This window comes from Butyrivibrio sp. AE2032 (genome assembly GCF_000702965.1).
Genome location: NZ_JNLF01000005.1, coordinates 2,134,108 through 2,152,036, shown reverse-complemented (window position 1 = coordinate 2,152,036; position 17,929 = coordinate 2,134,108). Strand labels below are relative to the sequence as shown.

The following is a 17,929-nucleotide window of genomic DNA, read 5'->3' as shown; positions in this document are numbered from 1 at the left end:
ACGTTTGTATAATTCCATAACATACTATCACTTACATTACTGCTTTCACAAACAGAAAATCAGGTTTATGATAGAGTTCATCTGAAAGAAAACGCTCAGCATTGGAAACAGGCAGAAAATAAGCATGAATAAGGAATGGTCTGAACAGAATAAACGAATGCAGTCACTGATCGGTAAGGCTGACACATTCGAAGACGGCAAGGTGGTTCTTTTCGGGCTTCGGAATGATCTTATGGATACACTTCTCTCGTTTAAGAAAGATCTTAACAGAGAAGCATTTGATGCCATGCCTTTTATGAATGCAGACGGATATCACAGCAAGAATATCACTTACTCCATATGGCATGTTTTCAGGATAGAAGATATCGTTGCGCACACTCTTGTTAAAGGTGATGAAGAGGTATTGTTTTCCGGGAATTACCAAAGCCGCACTGGCTCACCGATAATCACGACAGGTAATGAACTCGTTAATGAACAGATATCTGATTTTACAAAACATCTGGACATTGATGAACTGTATTCGTATGTTGCTGATGTAAAGAAAAGCACGGAAGAGATCATACGCGATCTGAAATACGGCGATCTTAAGACCAAAGTTCCGGCTGAGCGGAAAGAAATCCTGCAATCATCAGGTGTCGTAAGCGATGACGAAAATGCCGTCTGGCTGATCGATTACTGGTGCAAAAAGGATGTTCGCGGACTCATACAGATGCCGTTTTCCAGACACTGGATCATGCACATAGAAGCATGTCTCAGAATAAAGAATAAATTGAAATAAGGGTAAAACAAGAATGATGTTAAAAAAAAGAGCCGGACTCCTGACCATCACCGCCGCACTTATGGTTTCATGTATCGTCATGACAAGCGGCTGTTCGATTTATGACAAGATCACCAACAGATGGAATTTTGACCGCAAAGAAGTGGCTGAGGCAATAGCGGATAAGAATGCAGGAGATCTTTATGAACTCATGTCTCCTTATATGCTGGATGAAAACGATCTGACCGAAGATGACCTTCAGGACTTTCTCGACAGATGTGACATAGAGAATTCTTCGTCCAAAGACATGGAAAGATATACTGCATATGAATTCCTGGGCGAGCCGTTCGATCCTGAGGGAAACCATTACAGGCCGGACGGGAATAAATTTACTTACACTATGTACTACGTTAACGATGACGGTGCCCGTATTTTTGTCAGCGGCATTCTCGCCGATTCAAAAGACAAAGATAAAGTCGGGATCTATTACATAGAATACCTGGAAAAAGATCCTGACACCGGCAAGTATAAGACCGTAGAAGAATTTGGAGAAAGAGAGAATTAGATATGGAATGCACGGGAAGTAAGAAAATAGCTGTTGTTTTTTTTGTTTTGGTTTTAACTTTGCTTTGCAGTTGTTCAGGAACGCTCAAGGCTCAAAAAATGGACAATATAAAGACAGAAATTACAAAAGTCGGTTATAGGCAGGATACCTTTGCCGAACGTCGTGGAGATATTTCCACAATCGGATGCCTTCTGGATAACGGATGGACTTTTTTCTTTTATGATTACGGGAAAAATAAATCCGGCCTCGATAATTACCTGGCACTGATGGATCTTGGCGGCGATACCGCTGTTAAAGATAAAGGTTCCAATTATGTAATCTACGAAGGTTCAAACAATATCAATTATTGGATATATGCGAGGGTTGATAACACTTGGCTTGAGATCTTCGGACCCAAGGGGGATAAAGAAGATATTAAGAAATTTGTTACAGGATTAGGTTATTACAAGGAATAAAATGCAGACTTAGTACGCAATAAAACTGCGCCTTGCGAGTATTTCACAGGGCGTTTTTATTTGCCTTCTTTTCGGGAGTTGCCATCGGATAGTAGTGATTGAGCATCATGCCGAAGCCTTGACAGCCCCTCCTCTGTGTTCAGTGACACAACACGAGACTCAACGCAAAATATAACACGAAAACAAACACTATATCTATAACATACAGCAAAGCATACCATTCTATCTTTACCAGAAAAAACGTAATAATCGAGCATATTAACAGGCCGCACAGTATCGCGGCTATTCCGGGACCTATATTCTTTTTAATGACCTTTTCACGGTCAGCGTTATATCGCTGCTCAGCCTCTTGCCGCAGCTTCTCGAGCTGATCCTGTTCTTCGAACTCCTCGTATGAAGTGCTGAATGACCATTCATCCAAATACCGGAAATGAACTGTATCTGACGAAACGTGTTCAACCTTAACAACCGTCCCCGCCGGCACCGTGACCGTCTCATCGCGGAACGTCTCGGTTATGTCTTTATTCAAGGTAAGCTTATCGGGTCTCTCAATAAATAACCCGTAATGATGCAGCTCATTTTCTATGCGGGTATATACAGACCCGCATATAGCGAGAACATCAACTATCAGTAATAAGACAGCTATCACTGTTTTTATGTTGATCTGTTTAGTGCTCATACATCCCGTTTCGACTTGATAAGACATCACCGGTTCCTTATAGCATTTTCTATCATTTCCCCGGATCGTGCAAATCTTCTGCTTTCGGCATTGCCGTCATAACCAGCGGCATATCCGCCCGAGACATGCAAGGAATCATCGGTTTATTAAGGATATACATGAACTAAGCTTCCATGATCACATCGATCACATAAGCTCTGATATCTGCTGAGTTTTCGAGAACGTAGTTCTTAAGGATCAGCGGATGATAGTCTTCAGAGCCGGTGCCCGTTTCTTTAATCTCTGCCCACTTGGAGGTCGAGCCGAGATGTGCGGAGATGATAACATTGCCTTCCCTGTAGTTCATCCAGACAATAGATGCATCCATTACACCGGGTTCTTTCGAGAGGAACCAGTCTGTTCCTTCTTCCCAAAACCTGCCTTTATCGAATGCTTTGGATTTGTCGTAATAACCCTCATATGCTTTTTCCGCATCTTCTTCGGAATCGTATACCCAGAAGAGAAGATATTCTATATCAGTTTCCCTCTCGTGGAACCCCGAGTTGGAGATCTGAAGAAAGATCATGCCGTTTTCCTGTCTTTTCCAGATGCTCCAGTCATCGAAAAAGTCACTCTTCTGATCCTTAACATCAATGGGATAATCCGTGGCATATCTTCTGCTGCCGTCGTACGTGTTAACCGTTTCCACGACCGTTGTATTTTCGGTTTCCGGATTGGAAACAACGGTCGTATCATCTGTTTCACTGCCTGTTGTGTCTACGGTTTCCGGATCGGAAACATCGGCCGTATCATCTGTGGTCTGCCTGGTGCTGTCAGTTTTGCGGGTTCTGTTTCCGCTTGTTCTTCCGGAGCAGGCTGTGACCGATCCTGCAGCCAGTATCAACGACATTATTACCGCAGCTGCCTTTGCAGCACGTGATGAACGGTTCATCTTCATATGTATATTCCTCCGCATTATGCATCGTATTTCTTAGCCATATACCATTTATACAGTTGGTCTGCCATTATTGTTGCAAAGATGACGTTGCTTGTATAGATATATGGAAATGCATGCGGAGAAACCGCTTAATCAATGCCAACGGTAATTTTCTTCAGAGCTGGTATCCTCGTAGTAACGTCTGGCCGCATCGATGCTCGGAGCACGCTTATGCTTGTTGTCATAGTAGTAAGTCAGCCAATTCGCTTCGTCCATGGATATATCTTTTCCGTATACCTGTAACCGTCATTGTAGAACCAGCCGGGACCTACCACAGTAATGCCTGCTTCAGCATACTTCTCATCAGTATAAGCTGAGAATAATCCGCCTCCGGAGATCATCTCAAGCTCATTAAGATCCAGTTTCATATTTGCATTTTTCATTTATATATCCTCCGTGATTCTTACTTTTGATGTCATTATTTTCACAGGAGGCTTAAAGCCAAACAATCAGTAATGTTTGGCCGCTTCGTTGATTAGGCAACAGAATTCGGGGGCGGTGTTGCAGTTACAATATCTTCAAGGGTTGGTATCAACTCTCCACTTCAGCATTGGGATAAATGCTGTGCAATACTTCAAGTTGTTTTTTCGTCAAAGTGCCGCCGTTCTTGAGAGTTATTTTTCCGACATCTTCAAATGACCGGTAAGACGGAACATCCTCCGGAACCATAGACGCAGTTATTTCGAGTTCTGTAACAGATGTATCAGGCAGGAGGATAGTATATGAGGCCTCATAATTTCTTACTGAACCGACGGAATCGTCTCCGTTATAGCCGATATATATATTCAGCTTGTAATCATCGTAAAAAAAGCTCTCAGGGTGCTCGCTGAGATACCCCTTGATCACCTTTACTATCTCATCACTTGTTTCGATCTTCGGTACTTCCGAAAAAACAAACGTGGCATAGTTATCCGTATGTCCCTTGGTTACATTGACGGTAATCAATTCAGAATCATCAACCTGATGTGATCTGTAGTAAGAGACAAGCTCATGGATCTCGTCTTCATGCTCTAACGGCTCCTGGACCTCCGGTTTATAATGGGTTGCATCGATCACCTTTTTCCCCATAATGTGCACTTCCAAACCGACCCTGTATATTATCGGCGAAGGCCAATAAAGGTATTTAACACCATCAATGAAAGTTTGCCCTCCGTGTATCTCATGGCAAAACCTGATATCGTAATAGTTATAGTTCCAGAAAGATACTAATCCCATTGAACCGCCGTCAGTCATGGAATAGGGTGACGGCAATAATACGATTATGAGTACAGCAGCTGCTAATATTATTACGATTTTTCTAATGTTTTTGGATTTTTTCTTTTCCATGTTTTGATACCTTGAGCAGAACGGACAACCTCAATCCCACACCCTGTTTCAATTTATCGGCGGCAGTTCATGGATATCGTAGTTGTCATAATAAATATCAAAGGCTGTCGTCATATCGCCGGAAAGCTCGATCAAGGCTCCCGCCTGGAACATGGGCGAAAGATACCCTGACGGGGCATCCCACGAAGCATTTGATATGACCTTAAGTTTTTCTTCTCCCGGAACGCCGGAACGCAATACAGCTTCCGCGCTGAATAAAAGCTCACCTGTCGCAATGTGATAATCACTGGACACTATCGCTATATACTTAACCGAAGGATAATCAGACGTCAGAATGTCATATGTATAGATCGCATTCTGAGCCGTGGTAAGCGAATCATCCTCCACGATCACCCTTTTCGCATCAATTCCCTGATCGATAAGCCACGAGGCCATCATCCCGGCTTCAGTTGCAGACGCGTTTCCGGACGCAGTCCCGCCGCCCGTGCAGACAATATACGAATCCGGATATTTGACAGCGCTGTTATAAGCAACATTCAGACGGTTGATCAGCTCATCTTTCATCGATCCGTCGGGATTAAGCTGAAAGCCAAGAACAACTATGCAGAGCTCGTCAGTGTCTGGTAATCCGTCCGGAAGAACATCATAATTAAGTGGCTGGCCAAGGTCCTCCGAACGCCACAGATCCATTATCGTTGTCCAGCGGATCCCTGCATCCGTATCTTCCGAAGAAAGCTTGCTTAAGAGTTCATCAATTTTACCGTCAGCATCTTCTCCGTATGAACCGTAATCAACAACCATCTCCTCAACATATTTTCTAATGGTCTCAGGATCACCGGTAACGGTTTCCGGTATCTCAGAAGTCTCTGTAATCTCCGCAGCGGTCGTTTCTACAGTTGTTGTTGTAGCTTCAGTTGCCGGTGCGGGTTTACTGCTTTCAGACGTTACCGCAGTCCCGGGTTCTGCATTACAGCCGCAAAATGTAACCATCATGCAAGCGGCAACGGCAGATGATATTTTACGCAGAGCAGATCTGCCGGTTCTTTTATTGATCATAAATCTTCTTCCAAAATCTGCTTATATTTTATAGTGCCGGTTCACGTAAAACGCTGATCGTCTTATTCAAGGATGCACCCTGAATAAGGTCATTATATCATTACTGCTCAGCCAAGCCCGTCATACCCATCTTAAGGGTAAGATCACCCAGACTCTTATCATATTGAGCTTTTGAGATGGCTCCGCGCTCCAGAAAAGCTTCCAGAGTCTCCTTCTGTTCCAAATACAGTTGAATCTTCTTTTGTTCGGGAGAAAGATGCTCCCATTCCGCCTGTTCCATATAAACACTTCCCTAAAAAAGCAATTACCGGGAGGGTATTATAACACCTCCCGGCAATCTTTTTACAACAATCCGGTGAAAGAATGATATATGAATACCGGTTATCCGCGCTCGTCCAATACTTTCTGTGCCCTGTCCTGAGCGATAGATACCACTTCAGACAGTTCCTTCTGGCCGGAGAAATACGCCGGCATCTCTTCAATCAGGATGATATTGATCGGAGCATCTGCCGAATAACAGTTGGAGCAGCTCGCGATGATATTCTCCATATCATCAATGGTCTTATCCGAGAACGTGATCTTTCTGTCAGGTCCGAAGTCATAGCCGATATAGTAATCGTAACCTTCGCCGTTGTAGAATTCGACAGCTGCTTTTGCGCCTTCCCTGAAAGCTTCACGGCTTATTACAAGGTTATCCTTCATGGCAAGGTCGAGCTGGACTTCGTCGGACAGGAGCATCTTTACGAACTCGCAGCATGCATCCACGTTATATGCCTGTGCTGAGACTGCCACGGAAAGATAAGGCGTCGCCAGCGGGCCGCGGCCGTCAGAAGAAGGAAGACCCAGGATCGCTGTGCCTCCGCTGTAGATGTAGATGTTCTGAAGATAATTTAAGAAACCGTAGCAAGATATGTAACCTGCAACCAGAGTATCGTTCAGGGGCATGTCTCCCTTCATGATGACCGCGCCTGCCATAGGAGAATCATCAGAATAATCATCCCAGTTTCTTGCACTCTCCGGGACGTTGTCCTTAACGAACTTTGCAAGCTTCTCAAATTCAGGACCCGAGAGATCGATCTTGCCGTTAGCGATAAAATCATCACTCATCGCGTTATAAAGCTTCGCGAAATAGTATGCCTGACCCAGAGTAATAACATCCTTGCCGTTCATCGTGTCTTTAATGAATTTCTCATATTCTTCTGTAGTAAATCCGACTCCTGATTTTCCCGCATTAGCGGCATCTGTCTGAATACCATCCACCTCGAAACAGATCGGCAAGTTATAAAGCTTTCCGTCTTTCTTTGCTGAATCAACGACATTTGTAAAGTACTTATCAGGATCAAGATCCCCTATATAAGATGTAAGATCAACTAGATAGTTACCGTTGTTAAGCTCGCCATATGAAAAGCAGTTCATAAGGATGTCAGGCCCATCGCCGTTAAGGATATCCATGGCAAGCTTGGTACTCGCCGCAGCATCAGCATCCAGTTCCACTTTCTGGAAATCGTCATCGTTGCTGAGATCGGAATAATCGGCATTATCAAACTTCGAATAGCGGTCAGTGACTTCTATGAAGTAATCACTGTTGGTCTCGTTGAACTTGAGGATCGCATCGGAGATCTTTTCATCCGTATATCCGTAAAGCGAATAAAGTTCAAGCACCTGCTTGCCTGCGTTAGGGTTCTTGTCCGCCTTTGAAAAGTCGATTACCGTAAAAGTTGATTCAGTATTAAGAGAATAAGGATTTCTGCCGTAGATATCACCACAGACAAGAATCGAATCTTCCGAGACATCAACGATATCCACATCTTCCAGAAGGCTTCTGTTTACGTTGCTCCAGCTGAAATTAAATACGGTTTCGCATGTTTTGTTTTCGAAATCTATCTTTGAGATACCGGTCGGTTCTCTATAGAATACGGTGCCGTCTTTTCCCGTGAACGGAGAATAGCAATTACCGATATCCAGCCATTCGTAATCCTTTGCATCCTCTTGCGTTATTTTTCCTGTTTCCAGATCCAACCCGAAATAAACAGACCCGGCATCCGCGCTTACCGGCACTAAAGCCGTAGTCCCGTTTTTAGCAATGATCACGGGGATATCATAAAACTCATAGTTGTCGTCCTTAAGTTCAACCGTCCTGGTCTCACCGTCAGGGCTGTTTATGTGAAGGTAGTAAGCCGATCTTCTCCCGCTCCAGTTCAATTCTGTTTCGACTCTGTATTTTCCGAGATTAAAGGAATGCTCAATATCCCCTGCCACTTCACCGTTCCGGTCTTTCACATCAGTGATCTCCCCGGAAAAAGGATCGATGGTTAATTCCTTGTATTGCACTTCAAGTGATTTCGAGCTGTATGAACGGACAGCTGCAATGAGCTTACCGTTTTCATATCTCGTGTTGTCGACATGGCCTTCATCACCCATTTCAGGTGCAAGATCAATATTTCTGACCGTTTCGCCTGTCTTTCTGTCGATTACGGAAATAACCGACACTATATACTTGGAGTAATCAAAAGTCTCCCAGTCGGTCACACCGTCATCAGGCATCTTATAAAAACCGCTCGTGTAGATGAAGATGTTATTCTCATCAGCTCCCACTGCTCTGCTGTTTGTGTAATCGGTCTTTCTGCCCTGATCGACGCCGGCCTTTACTTCAAATATGTTGCTGTTGTACCACGGTGTATCCGCAGTGATCTTCCTGTCGCTCTGACCCTCGCCGTTCCCGGCATTTTTATTATCTTTCTTACATGCAGCCAAAGATGCCGTCACCGAAGCAGCAAGCAATAAAGAAATCACTTTTACTGATAACCTTTTCAATTGTCTGTCTCCTTCTATTCACCATTATGTCTTTACCCGGAATAATTGTAAAAACGCCGGAAAAACAATCAGCATCAAAAATCAGGCAAATTTCAGGTAAAGCCATCGCAGCCTTAATTCACTTCCCTTCATCTGCAATAAGAAAACAGTGTTTTAGCTTAAACACGGGCGTTTCCTGTTATGTCAACACAACAATTTTGATGTTATCATCAATATTCGTATAAACACCTTCTTTTGTATTTGGCAAAATCCCTCTATTTTTAAGGAAAATAGAAATCGTATTGAAATCAAATACAAAACCTCTATCGGGATATGTGAATATGTCAGAAATGTTTTTAATATCTTTATTCGGCTGTACCTCAATATCAACTGTTTTATTATCAAAATCGATATAAAACCTTGAGAATACATTCATTCCATTGAAAATTTCAACAAACATATCCACACCTCTCCGAATAATATATTATCCTGCTGTTTTCCCTGTCTCTTACCCGCATTTAACGGAATCCAAAAGAGTATGAGCCTATCACTTTATACAAACTTTACTTTGCATTTGTCCTCAAGATCTGTTCATCAAAATCCTTCATTCTTTCTTTGTATTTCTCTGTCCCATAGTAATTCATGTTTTCCCCATTCGCTAAGATTCATTTACAAGCTTGCCCGTCATATGCTCGGGAATAAGTTCAAGGCATTGAGCCTTCGGAAGTGAAACATTAACTTCATGCTGTATGTATTCTTCATCATCCGAAAACTTACGGCACAGGTTTGTTCCTATTTTCGTTATCAGATCAGGATCAGTAACAAATCTGATCCTGCCAAACACAACAACAGAGGTTATATTGAGAGCCCACTCGCCTTCCTTGCGGAAACCCTCGTCCATAACACAAAAACTTACCTTGTCGCATTTGGTAATTGAATCGATCTTATGGCCTTCCTTTGCTCCATGAAAATAGAGCCTGCCGTCTTCTTCACAATACCAGTGGTCAAGCGGTATGCCGTAAGGATATCCGTCATCACCGATCATCGAAAGGACACCTCTGGGCTGCTCCTTAAGGATGCGGATGCATTCCTCATCAGATATCTGCTGTTTGAATCTTCTCATCTTTCTGAACATATCTTGTCTTCCTTTTCACGATATCTCCCTGCCGCAGTTCGGACAGAATCTCCTTGCCTGTCCCCTGTACCCGCAGGAACACTGATATTCACCTTCGGCCAGAGGGACCTCCTCATCTTTGACTCTCTTAAGGACTAAATCTTCCTTATGGCCGTCATAAAGATCCATCATCTCCAGGTGGAGTTCTTCGCTGCCATACCAGGCGTCTGAAACTCTGTATAACGTCTTATCTCCCTCATAAACGATACGGTTGTTCAGGGTGATCTTTAACTCTTCACCGTCGTGGATCGTGTATGTCATTGCAGTCATCATTCCGCCGCCCTGATTCAGCATAAGCTGCATGGCTTCAATAACACTGTATGAAGAGGCAAGCTTTCCTGACGCATAACTTATCTCTATGCCGGCACCGCTGTTAAGAACCGCCTCACATAAACCTTTCTCATCATTCCATGTGCCTTCGAGTTTTTTGTAATACTTAAAACCCGGGTTTGCAATCGATGTCATTTTTCCTATCCTTCCATTTTTCCGGCTGACTGCCGGGCCGAAAAACATTATACAATAAAGCCGGAAGAGATATCTCCTGCGAAATAAGCCTGAATCTCTTCTCTCATGATTATCATCACATAAGAATCAGTCATGTTTTTCCTGTCAGCGGAATAAACAATACTACGGTACAGGTCCAATACAGTGTTATTTTTTGTTATCGTTTATTTTCTGGGACTCCCGCACTCCATACAGAATTTGCCCTTATTCTTTGCACCGCATGCAGAGCACATCCACTCGTCAGCGCCAATAATTGCCGGTTGCGAAGAAGCCGGATTGACCTGTGCGGCGGCAGCCTGCTGAAACATGCTCTGAAAACCCATAAAGCCGTTCAATCCGTTGTTAGGCGCGGCAGCAATGCCCTGTGGCAATGGAATATCCTTTTTTTCTTTGAAAACACTTTTCGCAGCGATTTCTTTGAGAAGCGCCAACGTATTATCCGGATCAGTAAATATCCTCTCGGAGTCGTCTCCGAAATATATGAAAGATTCCCAGTTACCGACCTCAACATAGGCTTCGGCCGGCTCTCTGCAGAGCTCTCTTACCCTGTTTTTTATCTCCGGCAAAAGCTCTGACGGAACATCATACGTGGTCTTGGTCTGGCCTTCGCGCACTTCAACGGTAATGCTGCCATTTAAATCAATAAACGAACTAGTTTTCCGGTCACGCTCAGGCATAATAACCGAAGGCGGGGTGTTATCCGGCGCATAGATCTGATGGTAAATGCTCTTCAGTTCAAAATCCCCTTCCGGCAAGGAAGGATTGGGATAGCAGTAATTGATAAGTGCTCTTTTGTCCGTAAGTTTCTCCGATTCAGCCTTCAGGCTGTCGAGCATCTTAAGAAGGAGCTCTTCATCGAAATCATAATAGACACGCTCACCGTCCCCGGAGACCTCAACAACAGCTGCGGTCTTCTTGCCGTTATGTTCACGTATCACGGGAAAGGAGCCGGGATGCTTTTCGGTGGAACCGGAAATGACTTCATCAACAAATCTCTCCGCCCTTTGCTTTGCAACGGCATAATTGCCGTCAGAAGATGTCAGAAGGTAAACATCATCCTTGACCGTAGTAAGTCTGTAATCGTTATTTACGGGTACGCCGCCGCATTTCGAATGCTCAAAAAGGTATTCTTCCAGATTTCTGTAAGCTATATAAATATGCATATGCTCCTCCTGTGCTTATTTGGCAACAAAAGTAACAGATGTATCATCCGTGATGTATACCGTCAATGAATTACCTTCAATGATTACGGTAAGCGGCTGACCTTTGCCGTTGTTGGAAAGCGTATATGTTCCGTCTTCATTTGCCTCTATGGTTCCCGAATAAGTCTTTCCGGACACAATGCAGAATGAAAATGTATTTCCGTCAGTAGAAAACTGCGGAAGATTCTCATCTTTGTCAAACATGAGACGCGGAACGTCATTCCCCTTATTAACGGCATGGTCAAATGTCCATTCGGAAGTGATCGGCGCCGTATCTGCATTCACATCGACTTTGCTCTTCATGGCACATGAGGCACAGCAGATCAGAACAGTCAGACTGATAACCAGCACGATTACTTTCTTCATTCCCTTAATCATATAAGCTCCCTCAAAATGTTTTTCGAAAGATCAGGATTGTGACGAAGCCACATCCTTTTCTTTTTTGTTTGTAATGATGGCCAATACCAGATATACGATCGCCATTATCAGGGCAACGGCATAGAGGGCATAAAGCAACATGACATTATCATCTTGATATAAGGAATTGATACCGATAATGGGGAGTACGGTTATCAATGCATCAATAAGGACCATGATCGATGCTGCTGTCCTGAATGATCTGCACTTCGATGCAGGTCTTTTTGCGGTTATCTTAGTACTTATGGCATTAAACACGATCGACACTACTGCTACATCTATGAGCAGAAAAGCGCCACAACATGCCAGAAGGCCGATAATAATGATGTCCTCGGAATTGTTTGCATTGAACATCATGGCGAGCGGACCTACAACAAGCATCAATCCGCCCATTACCAAAGCCGGTCCATTCGCAATCATGAGCAGGATACACGAAATAAGTCCGGTAACAAAACATGCGCGTCTCGGGCCGGCCTTTACATTGGCGGGCGCAGGAGCAACAGGCTGAGTTACCAGCCGGGGTGCTGCCTGAACAGGCTGCTGATAGACAGGAGGCACGGCCTGATATGCAGCAGGCTGCGTTGCCGGCGCAGGTTGATATGCTGCAGGTTGGTACGGCACAGGCTGCGGCGCGGGCGCCGGCTGATACGCTGCGGGCTGCTGAACAACAGGAGCCTGCTGCGGTACGGGTGACTGGGCAGCGGGGGCTGCCTGAACACTTACAGGCGTTCCGCACACACTGCAAAACTTTTCCTGATCTCCTACCGGTGCACCGCAATTAGAACAAAACATAAGCAAACCTCGCTTGTCAGCATTCTTTTATATCGGACATTTTACCACGAATATCAGACATCCATATCTTTGACGATGTAATGGTCTTCCGTGCTGTTGTCATGGTAGTCGACGTATATGTTGGTAATGTGGTTTTTCTCATACATGACGAGCTGAAATCTTACGGAATAGTATTTGTAGATGTCATCGGCAGCCACATCGGCATATCCGGCATCCACATAGAACAGATCCAGATCGTATATTTGGTTTTCGTCATCGATCAGATCGAGAAACAGCTCCTTCATCTCCTCGTCACCGGGGATCTGTGATTCATCATCGTAGAACAGGATAACTCTGCAGCGGTAATTCATATAGTTCTTAATGAATTTCTTTGCGCCGATATCTTCAACGGGATAACCCTTGTATGAATCCTGGCTGCTTTGATCTATGACAATATCCGAACAGGGGAACCGGCCGTCTAAAACGCGGTACAGCTCGTCATAGATATCTTCCTCATATGCGTAAGCCAGATAATCAGTGTAAAGCTCGCCGTTTTCCTTCCATATCTCGATGTAACAGTCAGGATACAGCTCGGATGCAACCTTCACTGTGCTGTAGTCTGTTCCGGTGAGCTGATGTTCGGGATGGCCGTCATATGTGAATGTATCTTCAGGGAATTCTTCGCCAAGTTTTTTTATCCATCCGTTTTGCTGCATCTTCCCGATCGGCGTGCACGAGGAAAGCAGTAAGAGTGCTGCCAACGCTGAAGCGATTACTGATGCTGCATTAAATTTTTTCATAAGACTCACCGTATACCTCTCACTTGAATAAACGTCAGATCATTGTTTTTTCCAGAACGAAAAATGGAATCCTTTTCCGTATCCTATTTTCTCATAAAACGGATCTCCGCCACCAGACATGTGCGTTGCACCGAGAGATTTCATCCTGCGGTAATGCTTTGTGAGCGCGGCAGCAGCAAGACCCTTCCTGCGATGTTCAGGAGAAGTGCACAGCGGTTCCATATAAGCAAGCTTATTCTGCGGTATCCACCACATTCCGGAAAAGCATACATACTCGCCGTTTTCATCCGCGATAACAACGTCATATTCATGCGTTGAATGAGGTGACGGCGCCATAAATTCCGCTACGCAGTCTTTATGTGATTTCGCAGGAGTCCAGTCATTACTGTCATCATACTTATCCCAGTCTGCAAATTCCCTGTCCCCGCCATGGTCGAATCCGTACCAGCAGAGCCTGGAAAGTTTAAGAACATCGATATCCTCAGGTTCAACAAAATGATATCCTTCCGGTAATTCGTAATTCAGTTCGTTCTCAAAATCAAACACTCGGCTCTCGTATTCAAATACCTGGCTGTATCCGAGCTTTTTGGCAGCCTCCATTAAGAATTCCTGTCCGTTGAAAAGCACGAACTGCTGTTCGCCGCCAAAATCAGGCATGGTCGAGACTGCATAATCCGTCAATTCACCGGCAAGATACTCGTAACCTTTTCGGACTGCGAAATATATATCCGTTACAGGTGCCTCATAATAGACAAAAGCCACGACCTTATCCCCGTCAAACCAGAGTCTGTCCAGGTGCGAATAAGACGCATCCATCCAGGATGCACGGATCGCATGCTCGAAAAACGGAGCCGGCATACCGCTTCCGTTCTCCCGGTCATAGATATCGACCAGAAAATCCCACACAAGGTTTATGTCAGTCAATAACTGAAATTGTTTTGTTGTTATCGCCATTTTTAATTCCCCTCGAAAAAATCCCTGACTTCATCAGAGGTGATATTGTTCTTTCCCATGGAACGGTGTCCGGTGATATCATCACAGATATTTATCCTGTGCACATAGCCGAGTTCGTTCAGCTTATCGATAAATCCGCAAAGCTCTTCCAGTTCATCATCTGAAGCCACACGGAATTCACCGTAAACATAAAGATTCTTTCTGAGTTCAGATTCCTCACTTACGATATCTTCACTGGGAAGATAATGGATATCGATATCTGAAAGCGGATATTCAGAAACCATGTCTTCCAAAGACTGTTTCACTTCTTCCCCGTACAATACCGCGTAAAAAGTATCCTTAAAAGCGCCGAAGCTCTTAATTCTAGATTCCATATAAACCTCGGTATCGAACTCAACGTCATAACCGTCCAGAACACATCTGGCTTTTGCGGGATACGTTCCCCTGTTAAACCACGCCTGATTCTGACCTTTGCTGAGGTCATATACCTCAAAGAGTTCATCAGAAGATGATCCTCCCAAAACGTCAGCATACTTATCGTTCAGACAGGTCTCCATGTATTCCGTAACAACGGCTTTTTTCTCTTCAAGCTCTGCTTTGTTTTTCGCCTCAAGTTTATCAGGATCATAGAAACATCCCGAAAGCATGACAGCCAGTATAAGCACGGGGCAGAGCATAGATCTCTTCGCTATTTCCATCACAAAAAACTTCCTTTTCCCTTATCCGCTTTTATCACACTAAAACAGCGGTTACAAGTCCTTTATCACATATTCCACATCTACGGTACCGCCTTCCCCGTAAATTGTGTCGAAGAAATAATGGTAGTCAAATGTGATCGTTGCTTCAGATCTGGAATGATGTTGCGGTTGTTTCCGTCTGGGTTTCCGTTTGTGATTCCTCAGGTGCCTTATCACATGATGTCACAGCCAGCAACATACCGGCTGCCAGAAGAGCTGCAATTTCCTTTTTCATTAATCTTTACCCTTTTATTATTCTCCGGGATAACTTATCTCATTATCCCATCCCTTGATTATATCGAAGAAACCGTCAACCTGCATCAGTCCGTATGACCACAGGAAGGCCCTGTCCTTTTCGCTGATCTCATCAAGTCTCATCCACAGTACTTCCTTAAGAGGATCATCCCCGCCCTCAAATTCAGGATCAGAACCCGTTACCGCAACTGCATCCGCAGGTATTTCCACCTCAAAAGAATAATCGGTACCCCCACCGCCTTTATGCTGCACGGTCAGAAGCCTGATTATCTTACCTTCAAGTCCGGTTTCTTCTTTTAATTCCCTGAGGACCGCCTGTTCGGGAGTCTCGCCTTCTTCTATGCCGCCCCCCGGGAGAGTGCAAAAATCACGTTCGAAGAAATGCACCTTTTCCATCAGGATCTTATCACCCCTGACGATCACAGCCACGCTCCGGCTCCGTTTTCTGCCATAAAATTCTTCCGTTGTCTCTGTCATCTTCCCGGTCACCTTCTATATCTTCCAAATCCGGAATTAATGTACTGTTCTTATTGTATCAATCCTTAACGCCGGAAAACGACAGTCCGGTAACGAAGTATTTCTGAAGGAACGGATACAGGATCAGCATGGGAAGCATCGTCAAAAGGGATGCTGCCGCTTTTACCGGTTGTGGTGTGGGACTTCTTGTTGACGTGCCCATAGACGTAGTCAACTCAGAAAAAAATTTCCATAGTTCAAACTGCAAGGTGGTGTATTCAGGTTTAAACCTGTTATATATGAGAACATCGAAAACAGAATTCCAATGAAAGGTGGCGATGAAAAGTGCCGTTGCGGCATAAACAGGTTTGCAGACCGGTGAAATGACACTCCAAAAGATCCTCAAATAACCCGCCCCTTCAAGCTGCGCCGCTTCCTCCAACGAATCCGGAATATTTTTCATGTAAGTTCTCATGGCCAATACATACATTACGCCTACCAGGTTGGGAATAATGTATACCCAGAAGCTTTCATGTAAGCAGAGAAATTTGTAAAGAAGATATGTCGGTACAAAACCGCCCTGTGCATACATCGTGAACACCCAAAAAAGTGATAGTCCCGATCTGAAAAGAAACTTCTTACGGCTGAGAATAAATGAAAGCAGAGCGTTGGATGCCAAAGCACAAACTGTTCCTATCAGTGTTCTGGCCAGAGTGGTCAGCACACCGCGCCTGAAACCGACGTATTCCTTGAACAGATCAGCATAGTTTTCCAATGACCAATGACGCGGGATCAGGCTGATTCCATAATAGCCGGCTTCCAAAGGTTCATTTAACGAATATAACAGCGTGCTGATGATCGGAAATAAGATTATTACCGCGAATAATGCCAGCAGAAAATAAATAACCGCATTAATGATCAGGTCTTCTTTCGAGATCTTCTTCCTGCGTTTGACCGTTCTTAACGGAATCTCCCCAATGCTTTCCATATTATCCTCCAGCCAATAAAAACGCGCTTTCAGAATCCCCATATGAACGATTACAGATTAGCACGGTAATCCGGCCGGCAACACTGGACAAACTCTGACAGTTTTACCGCCACTTTATTGTTCTTAAACGTCAGCCCGTCTTGGCATTAATCTGTATTGGCAGATATGTTCCACTTCGTAGTCTTCGTTATTCCAGTTATCAGTCATCTCACGGTCTCTGTAATAAGACCCGTCGACGTTGACAATAAAATCAACACCCTTTATTCCCCAGAAGCGGAGTTCCATTATATCTTCAGAAAGTATGTCATTTATGAATTTGAAAGCGATATCCGGATCCTTACAGCTTGTTGTTACCGCGAAACCTGCTTTATAAGTTAATTCACTTCCTTCTATGCGCGCATCGGAACAGACAAATCCGTCAGGGATATTGACTGAATATATGTGACCGTCTGCCTGCCTTAACATGTCCCATTCTTCTTCGGTGTAAAGATTCCTGATATTGGGATATTGCTCGATATATCCGTCCCAGGCTACGAGCAGACCGCGTTCATAGAACTCATCGAGTCTTTCGTTTACATAGATATAATCCGTCAGTTTCTCAGATTCCAATAATCCGTCAATGACATTGCGGAAATACTGCCCTGTCATCCATATCTCCGATACTTTCACACCGGTCTTAGAGGCGATCAGCTCACGGATCTCGTTATCATCTTTCTTTTCTTTATCGGATTCCATGGCGAACATGGTCAGTTTCACGGGCTGTTCAGTGATCTTCTTAGTCGTCACAGATACACTTTCCGAAACACTGACTGACCCATCCCCGGCAGCAGTAACAACGCCCTGGTCCGAAGAACATGAGCACATCAATAACAGCATCGAAAAAACAACCGGCAGCACCGCCAGTTTTAAACGATTGCAGATAAATGGATTTCCGTGCCGTTCTGTTCTCATTTGATTCATTTATCCCCACTTGTATCAATATTAAACTATCACACTATACAGGCGGGAAACAGCGGACAAACTCTTACATAACAGCCGTCAAAATGCTGACATTCCATATAATA

The 17,929-nt window shown here is 44.2% G+C and carries 24 protein-coding genes; 3 read left to right on the top strand and 21 right to left on the bottom strand.

Annotation, left to right across the window (positions count from 1 at the left end):
- The first annotated feature begins 124 nt into the window (after positions 1 to 124).
- From BO18_RS27185 to BO18_RS27175, 3 genes are read left to right on the top strand one after another with little or no spacing between them, the layout of a single operon-like run.
- Complete coding sequence (locus BO18_RS27185) at positions 125 to 778, top strand: hypothetical protein (protein ID WP_034451005.1); 654 nt, start codon at positions 125 to 127, stop codon at positions 776 to 778.
- A 13-nt stretch (positions 779 to 791) separates the two neighbouring features.
- A complete protein-coding gene (locus BO18_RS27180) occupies positions 792 to 1,322 on the top strand; it encodes a hypothetical protein (protein WP_034451004.1) in 531 nt (176 codons plus the stop codon).
- Between the two features lie 2 nt (positions 1,323 to 1,324).
- The gene (locus BO18_RS27175) at positions 1,325 to 1,777 is read left to right on the top strand and encodes a hypothetical protein (protein WP_034451003.1); all 453 of its coding nucleotides are present in this window, start codon (positions 1,325 to 1,327) and stop codon (positions 1,775 to 1,777) included.
- A 139-nt stretch (positions 1,778 to 1,916) separates the two neighbouring features.
- Here the strand turns inward: BO18_RS27175 and BO18_RS27170 are convergent, their stop codons facing one another.
- From BO18_RS27170 to BO18_RS27080, 21 genes are all read right to left on the bottom strand, one after another.
- On the bottom strand, positions 1,917 to 2,456 hold the full coding sequence (locus BO18_RS27170) for a hypothetical protein (RefSeq protein ID WP_185752586.1): 540 nt from the start codon (positions 2,454 to 2,456) through the stop codon (positions 1,917 to 1,919).
- 163 nt (positions 2,457 to 2,619) lie between these two features.
- Complete coding sequence (locus tag BO18_RS27165; protein WP_034451001.1) at positions 2,620 to 3,393, bottom strand: hypothetical protein; 774 nt, start codon at positions 3,391 to 3,393, stop codon at positions 2,620 to 2,622.
- Positions 3,394 to 3,525: 132 nt separating this feature from the next.
- Complete coding sequence (locus BO18_RS36080; RefSeq protein ID WP_255350993.1) at positions 3,526 to 3,648, bottom strand: hypothetical protein; 123 nt, start codon at positions 3,646 to 3,648, stop codon at positions 3,526 to 3,528.
- Positions 3,627 to 3,815 carry a hypothetical protein gene (locus BO18_RS27160; protein WP_034451000.1) on the bottom strand — a complete coding sequence of 63 codons (189 nt, stop codon included), beginning with the start codon at positions 3,813 to 3,815 and terminating at the stop codon, positions 3,627 to 3,629. The genes BO18_RS36080 and BO18_RS27160 overlap by 22 nt, the downstream gene beginning before the upstream one ends.
- Before the next feature lie 148 nt (positions 3,816 to 3,963).
- A complete protein-coding gene (locus BO18_RS27155; protein WP_185752585.1) occupies positions 3,964 to 4,758 on the bottom strand; it encodes a hypothetical protein in 795 nt (264 codons plus the stop codon).
- A gap of 48 nt (positions 4,759 to 4,806) precedes the next feature.
- A complete protein-coding gene (locus tag BO18_RS33710; protein ID WP_051689219.1) occupies positions 4,807 to 5,814 on the bottom strand; it encodes a YdcF family protein in 1,008 nt (335 codons plus the stop codon).
- A 100-nt stretch (positions 5,815 to 5,914) separates the two neighbouring features.
- The gene (locus BO18_RS27145; protein WP_034450997.1) at positions 5,915 to 6,094 is read right to left on the bottom strand and encodes a hypothetical protein; all 180 of its coding nucleotides are present in this window, start codon (positions 6,092 to 6,094) and stop codon (positions 5,915 to 5,917) included.
- Between the two features lie 101 nt (positions 6,095 to 6,195).
- Positions 6,196 to 8,628, bottom strand: coding sequence for an ABC transporter substrate-binding protein (locus BO18_RS27140; protein ID WP_034450995.1), 2,433 nt, complete (start codon positions 8,626 to 8,628; stop codon positions 6,196 to 6,198).
- Positions 8,629 to 8,806: 178 nt separating this feature from the next.
- Positions 8,807 to 9,067 carry a hypothetical protein gene (locus BO18_RS27135; protein WP_034450993.1) on the bottom strand — a complete coding sequence of 87 codons (261 nt, stop codon included), beginning with the start codon at positions 9,065 to 9,067 and terminating at the stop codon, positions 8,807 to 8,809.
- A 198-nt stretch (positions 9,068 to 9,265) separates the two neighbouring features.
- Positions 9,266 to 9,742, bottom strand: coding sequence for a pyridoxamine 5'-phosphate oxidase family protein (locus BO18_RS27130; protein WP_034450991.1), 477 nt, complete (start codon positions 9,740 to 9,742; stop codon positions 9,266 to 9,268).
- 15 nt (positions 9,743 to 9,757) lie between these two features.
- A complete protein-coding gene (locus BO18_RS27125) occupies positions 9,758 to 10,246 on the bottom strand; it encodes a hypothetical protein (protein ID WP_185752584.1) in 489 nt (162 codons plus the stop codon).
- Positions 10,247 to 10,449: 203 nt separating this feature from the next.
- Complete coding sequence (locus BO18_RS27120) at positions 10,450 to 11,448, bottom strand: hypothetical protein (RefSeq protein ID WP_034450988.1); 999 nt, start codon at positions 11,446 to 11,448, stop codon at positions 10,450 to 10,452.
- 15 nt (positions 11,449 to 11,463) lie between these two features.
- Positions 11,464 to 11,865 (bottom strand): hypothetical protein, encoded by a 402-nt coding sequence (locus BO18_RS27115; RefSeq protein WP_034450986.1) that lies wholly within the window; start codon positions 11,863 to 11,865, stop codon positions 11,464 to 11,466.
- A 30-nt stretch (positions 11,866 to 11,895) separates the two neighbouring features.
- Complete coding sequence (locus tag BO18_RS33705) at positions 11,896 to 12,696, bottom strand: zinc ribbon domain-containing protein (protein ID WP_051689218.1); 801 nt, start codon at positions 12,694 to 12,696, stop codon at positions 11,896 to 11,898.
- 53 nt (positions 12,697 to 12,749) lie between these two features.
- Positions 12,750 to 13,475, bottom strand: coding sequence for a hypothetical protein (locus BO18_RS27105; RefSeq protein WP_034450984.1), 726 nt, complete (start codon positions 13,473 to 13,475; stop codon positions 12,750 to 12,752).
- A gap of 39 nt (positions 13,476 to 13,514) precedes the next feature.
- The gene (locus BO18_RS27100) at positions 13,515 to 14,429 is read right to left on the bottom strand and encodes a GNAT family N-acetyltransferase (RefSeq protein ID WP_034450983.1); all 915 of its coding nucleotides are present in this window, start codon (positions 14,427 to 14,429) and stop codon (positions 13,515 to 13,517) included.
- 2 nt (positions 14,430 to 14,431) lie between these two features.
- Complete coding sequence (locus BO18_RS27095) at positions 14,432 to 15,127, bottom strand: hypothetical protein (protein ID WP_034450981.1); 696 nt, start codon at positions 15,125 to 15,127, stop codon at positions 14,432 to 14,434.
- Positions 15,128 to 15,272: 145 nt separating this feature from the next.
- Positions 15,273 to 15,401, bottom strand: a complete 129-nt coding sequence (locus BO18_RS36075; protein WP_255350992.1) for a hypothetical protein — start codon at positions 15,399 to 15,401, stop codon at positions 15,273 to 15,275.
- A gap of 17 nt (positions 15,402 to 15,418) precedes the next feature.
- The gene (locus BO18_RS27090; protein ID WP_051689217.1) at positions 15,419 to 15,898 is read right to left on the bottom strand and encodes an NUDIX domain-containing protein; all 480 of its coding nucleotides are present in this window, start codon (positions 15,896 to 15,898) and stop codon (positions 15,419 to 15,421) included.
- A gap of 58 nt (positions 15,899 to 15,956) precedes the next feature.
- Positions 15,957 to 16,865: a carbohydrate ABC transporter permease gene (locus BO18_RS27085; RefSeq protein ID WP_051689216.1), complete on the bottom strand. Its 909-nt coding sequence runs from the start codon at positions 16,863 to 16,865 to the stop codon at positions 15,957 to 15,959.
- A gap of 123 nt (positions 16,866 to 16,988) precedes the next feature.
- Positions 16,989 to 17,816, bottom strand: coding sequence for a hypothetical protein (locus BO18_RS27080; protein ID WP_185752583.1), 828 nt, complete (start codon positions 17,814 to 17,816; stop codon positions 16,989 to 16,991).
- Positions 17,817 to 17,929 lie beyond the last annotated feature (113 nt).

What these genes read in the sequence shown, in the direction of transcription:
- BO18_RS27185 (WP_034451005.1), top strand. Translation starts at nt 125, where the DNA reads ATGAATAAGGAATGGTCTGAACAGAATAAACGAATGCAGTCACTGATC.
- BO18_RS27180 (WP_034451004.1), top strand. Translation starts at nt 792, where the DNA reads ATGATGTTAAAAAAAAGAGCCGGACTCCTGACCATCACCGCCGCACTT.
- BO18_RS27175 (WP_034451003.1), top strand. Translation starts at nt 1,325, where the DNA reads ATGGAATGCACGGGAAGTAAGAAAATAGCTGTTGTTTTTTTTGTTTTG.
- BO18_RS27170 (WP_185752586.1), bottom strand. Translation starts at nt 2,456, where the DNA reads ATGAGCACTAAACAGATCAACATAAAAACAGTGATAGCTGTCTTATTA.
- BO18_RS27165 (WP_034451001.1), bottom strand. Translation starts at nt 3,393, where the DNA reads ATGAAGATGAACCGTTCATCACGTGCTGCAAAGGCAGCTGCGGTAATA.
- BO18_RS36080 (WP_255350993.1), bottom strand. Translation starts at nt 3,648, where the DNA reads ATGGACGAAGCGAATTGGCTGACTTACTACTATGACAACAAGCATAAG.
- BO18_RS27160 (WP_034451000.1), bottom strand. Translation starts at nt 3,815, where the DNA reads ATGAAAAATGCAAATATGAAACTGGATCTTAATGAGCTTGAGATGATC.
- BO18_RS27155 (WP_185752585.1), bottom strand. Translation starts at nt 4,758, where the DNA reads ATGGAAAAGAAAAAATCCAAAAACATTAGAAAAATCGTAATAATATTA.
- BO18_RS33710 (WP_051689219.1), bottom strand. Translation starts at nt 5,814, where the DNA reads ATGATCAATAAAAGAACCGGCAGATCTGCTCTGCGTAAAATATCATCT.
- BO18_RS27145 (WP_034450997.1), bottom strand. Translation starts at nt 6,094, where the DNA reads ATGGAACAGGCGGAATGGGAGCATCTTTCTCCCGAACAAAAGAAGATT.
- BO18_RS27135 (WP_034450993.1), bottom strand. Translation starts at nt 9,067, where the DNA reads ATGTTTGTTGAAATTTTCAATGGAATGAATGTATTCTCAAGGTTTTAT.
- BO18_RS27130 (WP_034450991.1), bottom strand. Translation starts at nt 9,742, where the DNA reads ATGTTCAGAAAGATGAGAAGATTCAAACAGCAGATATCTGATGAGGAA.
- BO18_RS27125 (WP_185752584.1), bottom strand. Translation starts at nt 10,246, where the DNA reads ATGACATCGATTGCAAACCCGGGTTTTAAGTATTACAAAAAACTCGAA.
- BO18_RS27120 (WP_034450988.1), bottom strand. Translation starts at nt 11,448, where the DNA reads ATGCATATTTATATAGCTTACAGAAATCTGGAAGAATACCTTTTTGAG.
- BO18_RS27115 (WP_034450986.1), bottom strand. Translation starts at nt 11,865, where the DNA reads ATGATTAAGGGAATGAAGAAAGTAATCGTGCTGGTTATCAGTCTGACT.
- BO18_RS33705 (WP_051689218.1), bottom strand. Translation starts at nt 12,696, where the DNA reads ATGTTTTGTTCTAATTGCGGTGCACCGGTAGGAGATCAGGAAAAGTTT.
- BO18_RS27105 (WP_034450984.1), bottom strand. Translation starts at nt 13,475, where the DNA reads ATGAAAAAATTTAATGCAGCATCAGTAATCGCTTCAGCGTTGGCAGCA.
- BO18_RS27100 (WP_034450983.1), bottom strand. Translation starts at nt 14,429, where the DNA reads ATGGCGATAACAACAAAACAATTTCAGTTATTGACTGACATAAACCTT.
- BO18_RS27095 (WP_034450981.1), bottom strand. Translation starts at nt 15,127, where the DNA reads ATGGAAATAGCGAAGAGATCTATGCTCTGCCCCGTGCTTATACTGGCT.
- BO18_RS36075 (WP_255350992.1), bottom strand. Translation starts at nt 15,401, where the DNA reads ATGAAAAAGGAAATTGCAGCTCTTCTGGCAGCCGGTATGTTGCTGGCT.
- BO18_RS27090 (WP_051689217.1), bottom strand. Translation starts at nt 15,898, where the DNA reads ATGACAGAGACAACGGAAGAATTTTATGGCAGAAAACGGAGCCGGAGC.
- BO18_RS27085 (WP_051689216.1), bottom strand. Translation starts at nt 16,865, where the DNA reads ATGGAAAGCATTGGGGAGATTCCGTTAAGAACGGTCAAACGCAGGAAG.
- BO18_RS27080 (WP_185752583.1), bottom strand. Translation starts at nt 17,816, where the DNA reads ATGAGAACAGAACGGCACGGAAATCCATTTATCTGCAATCGTTTAAAA.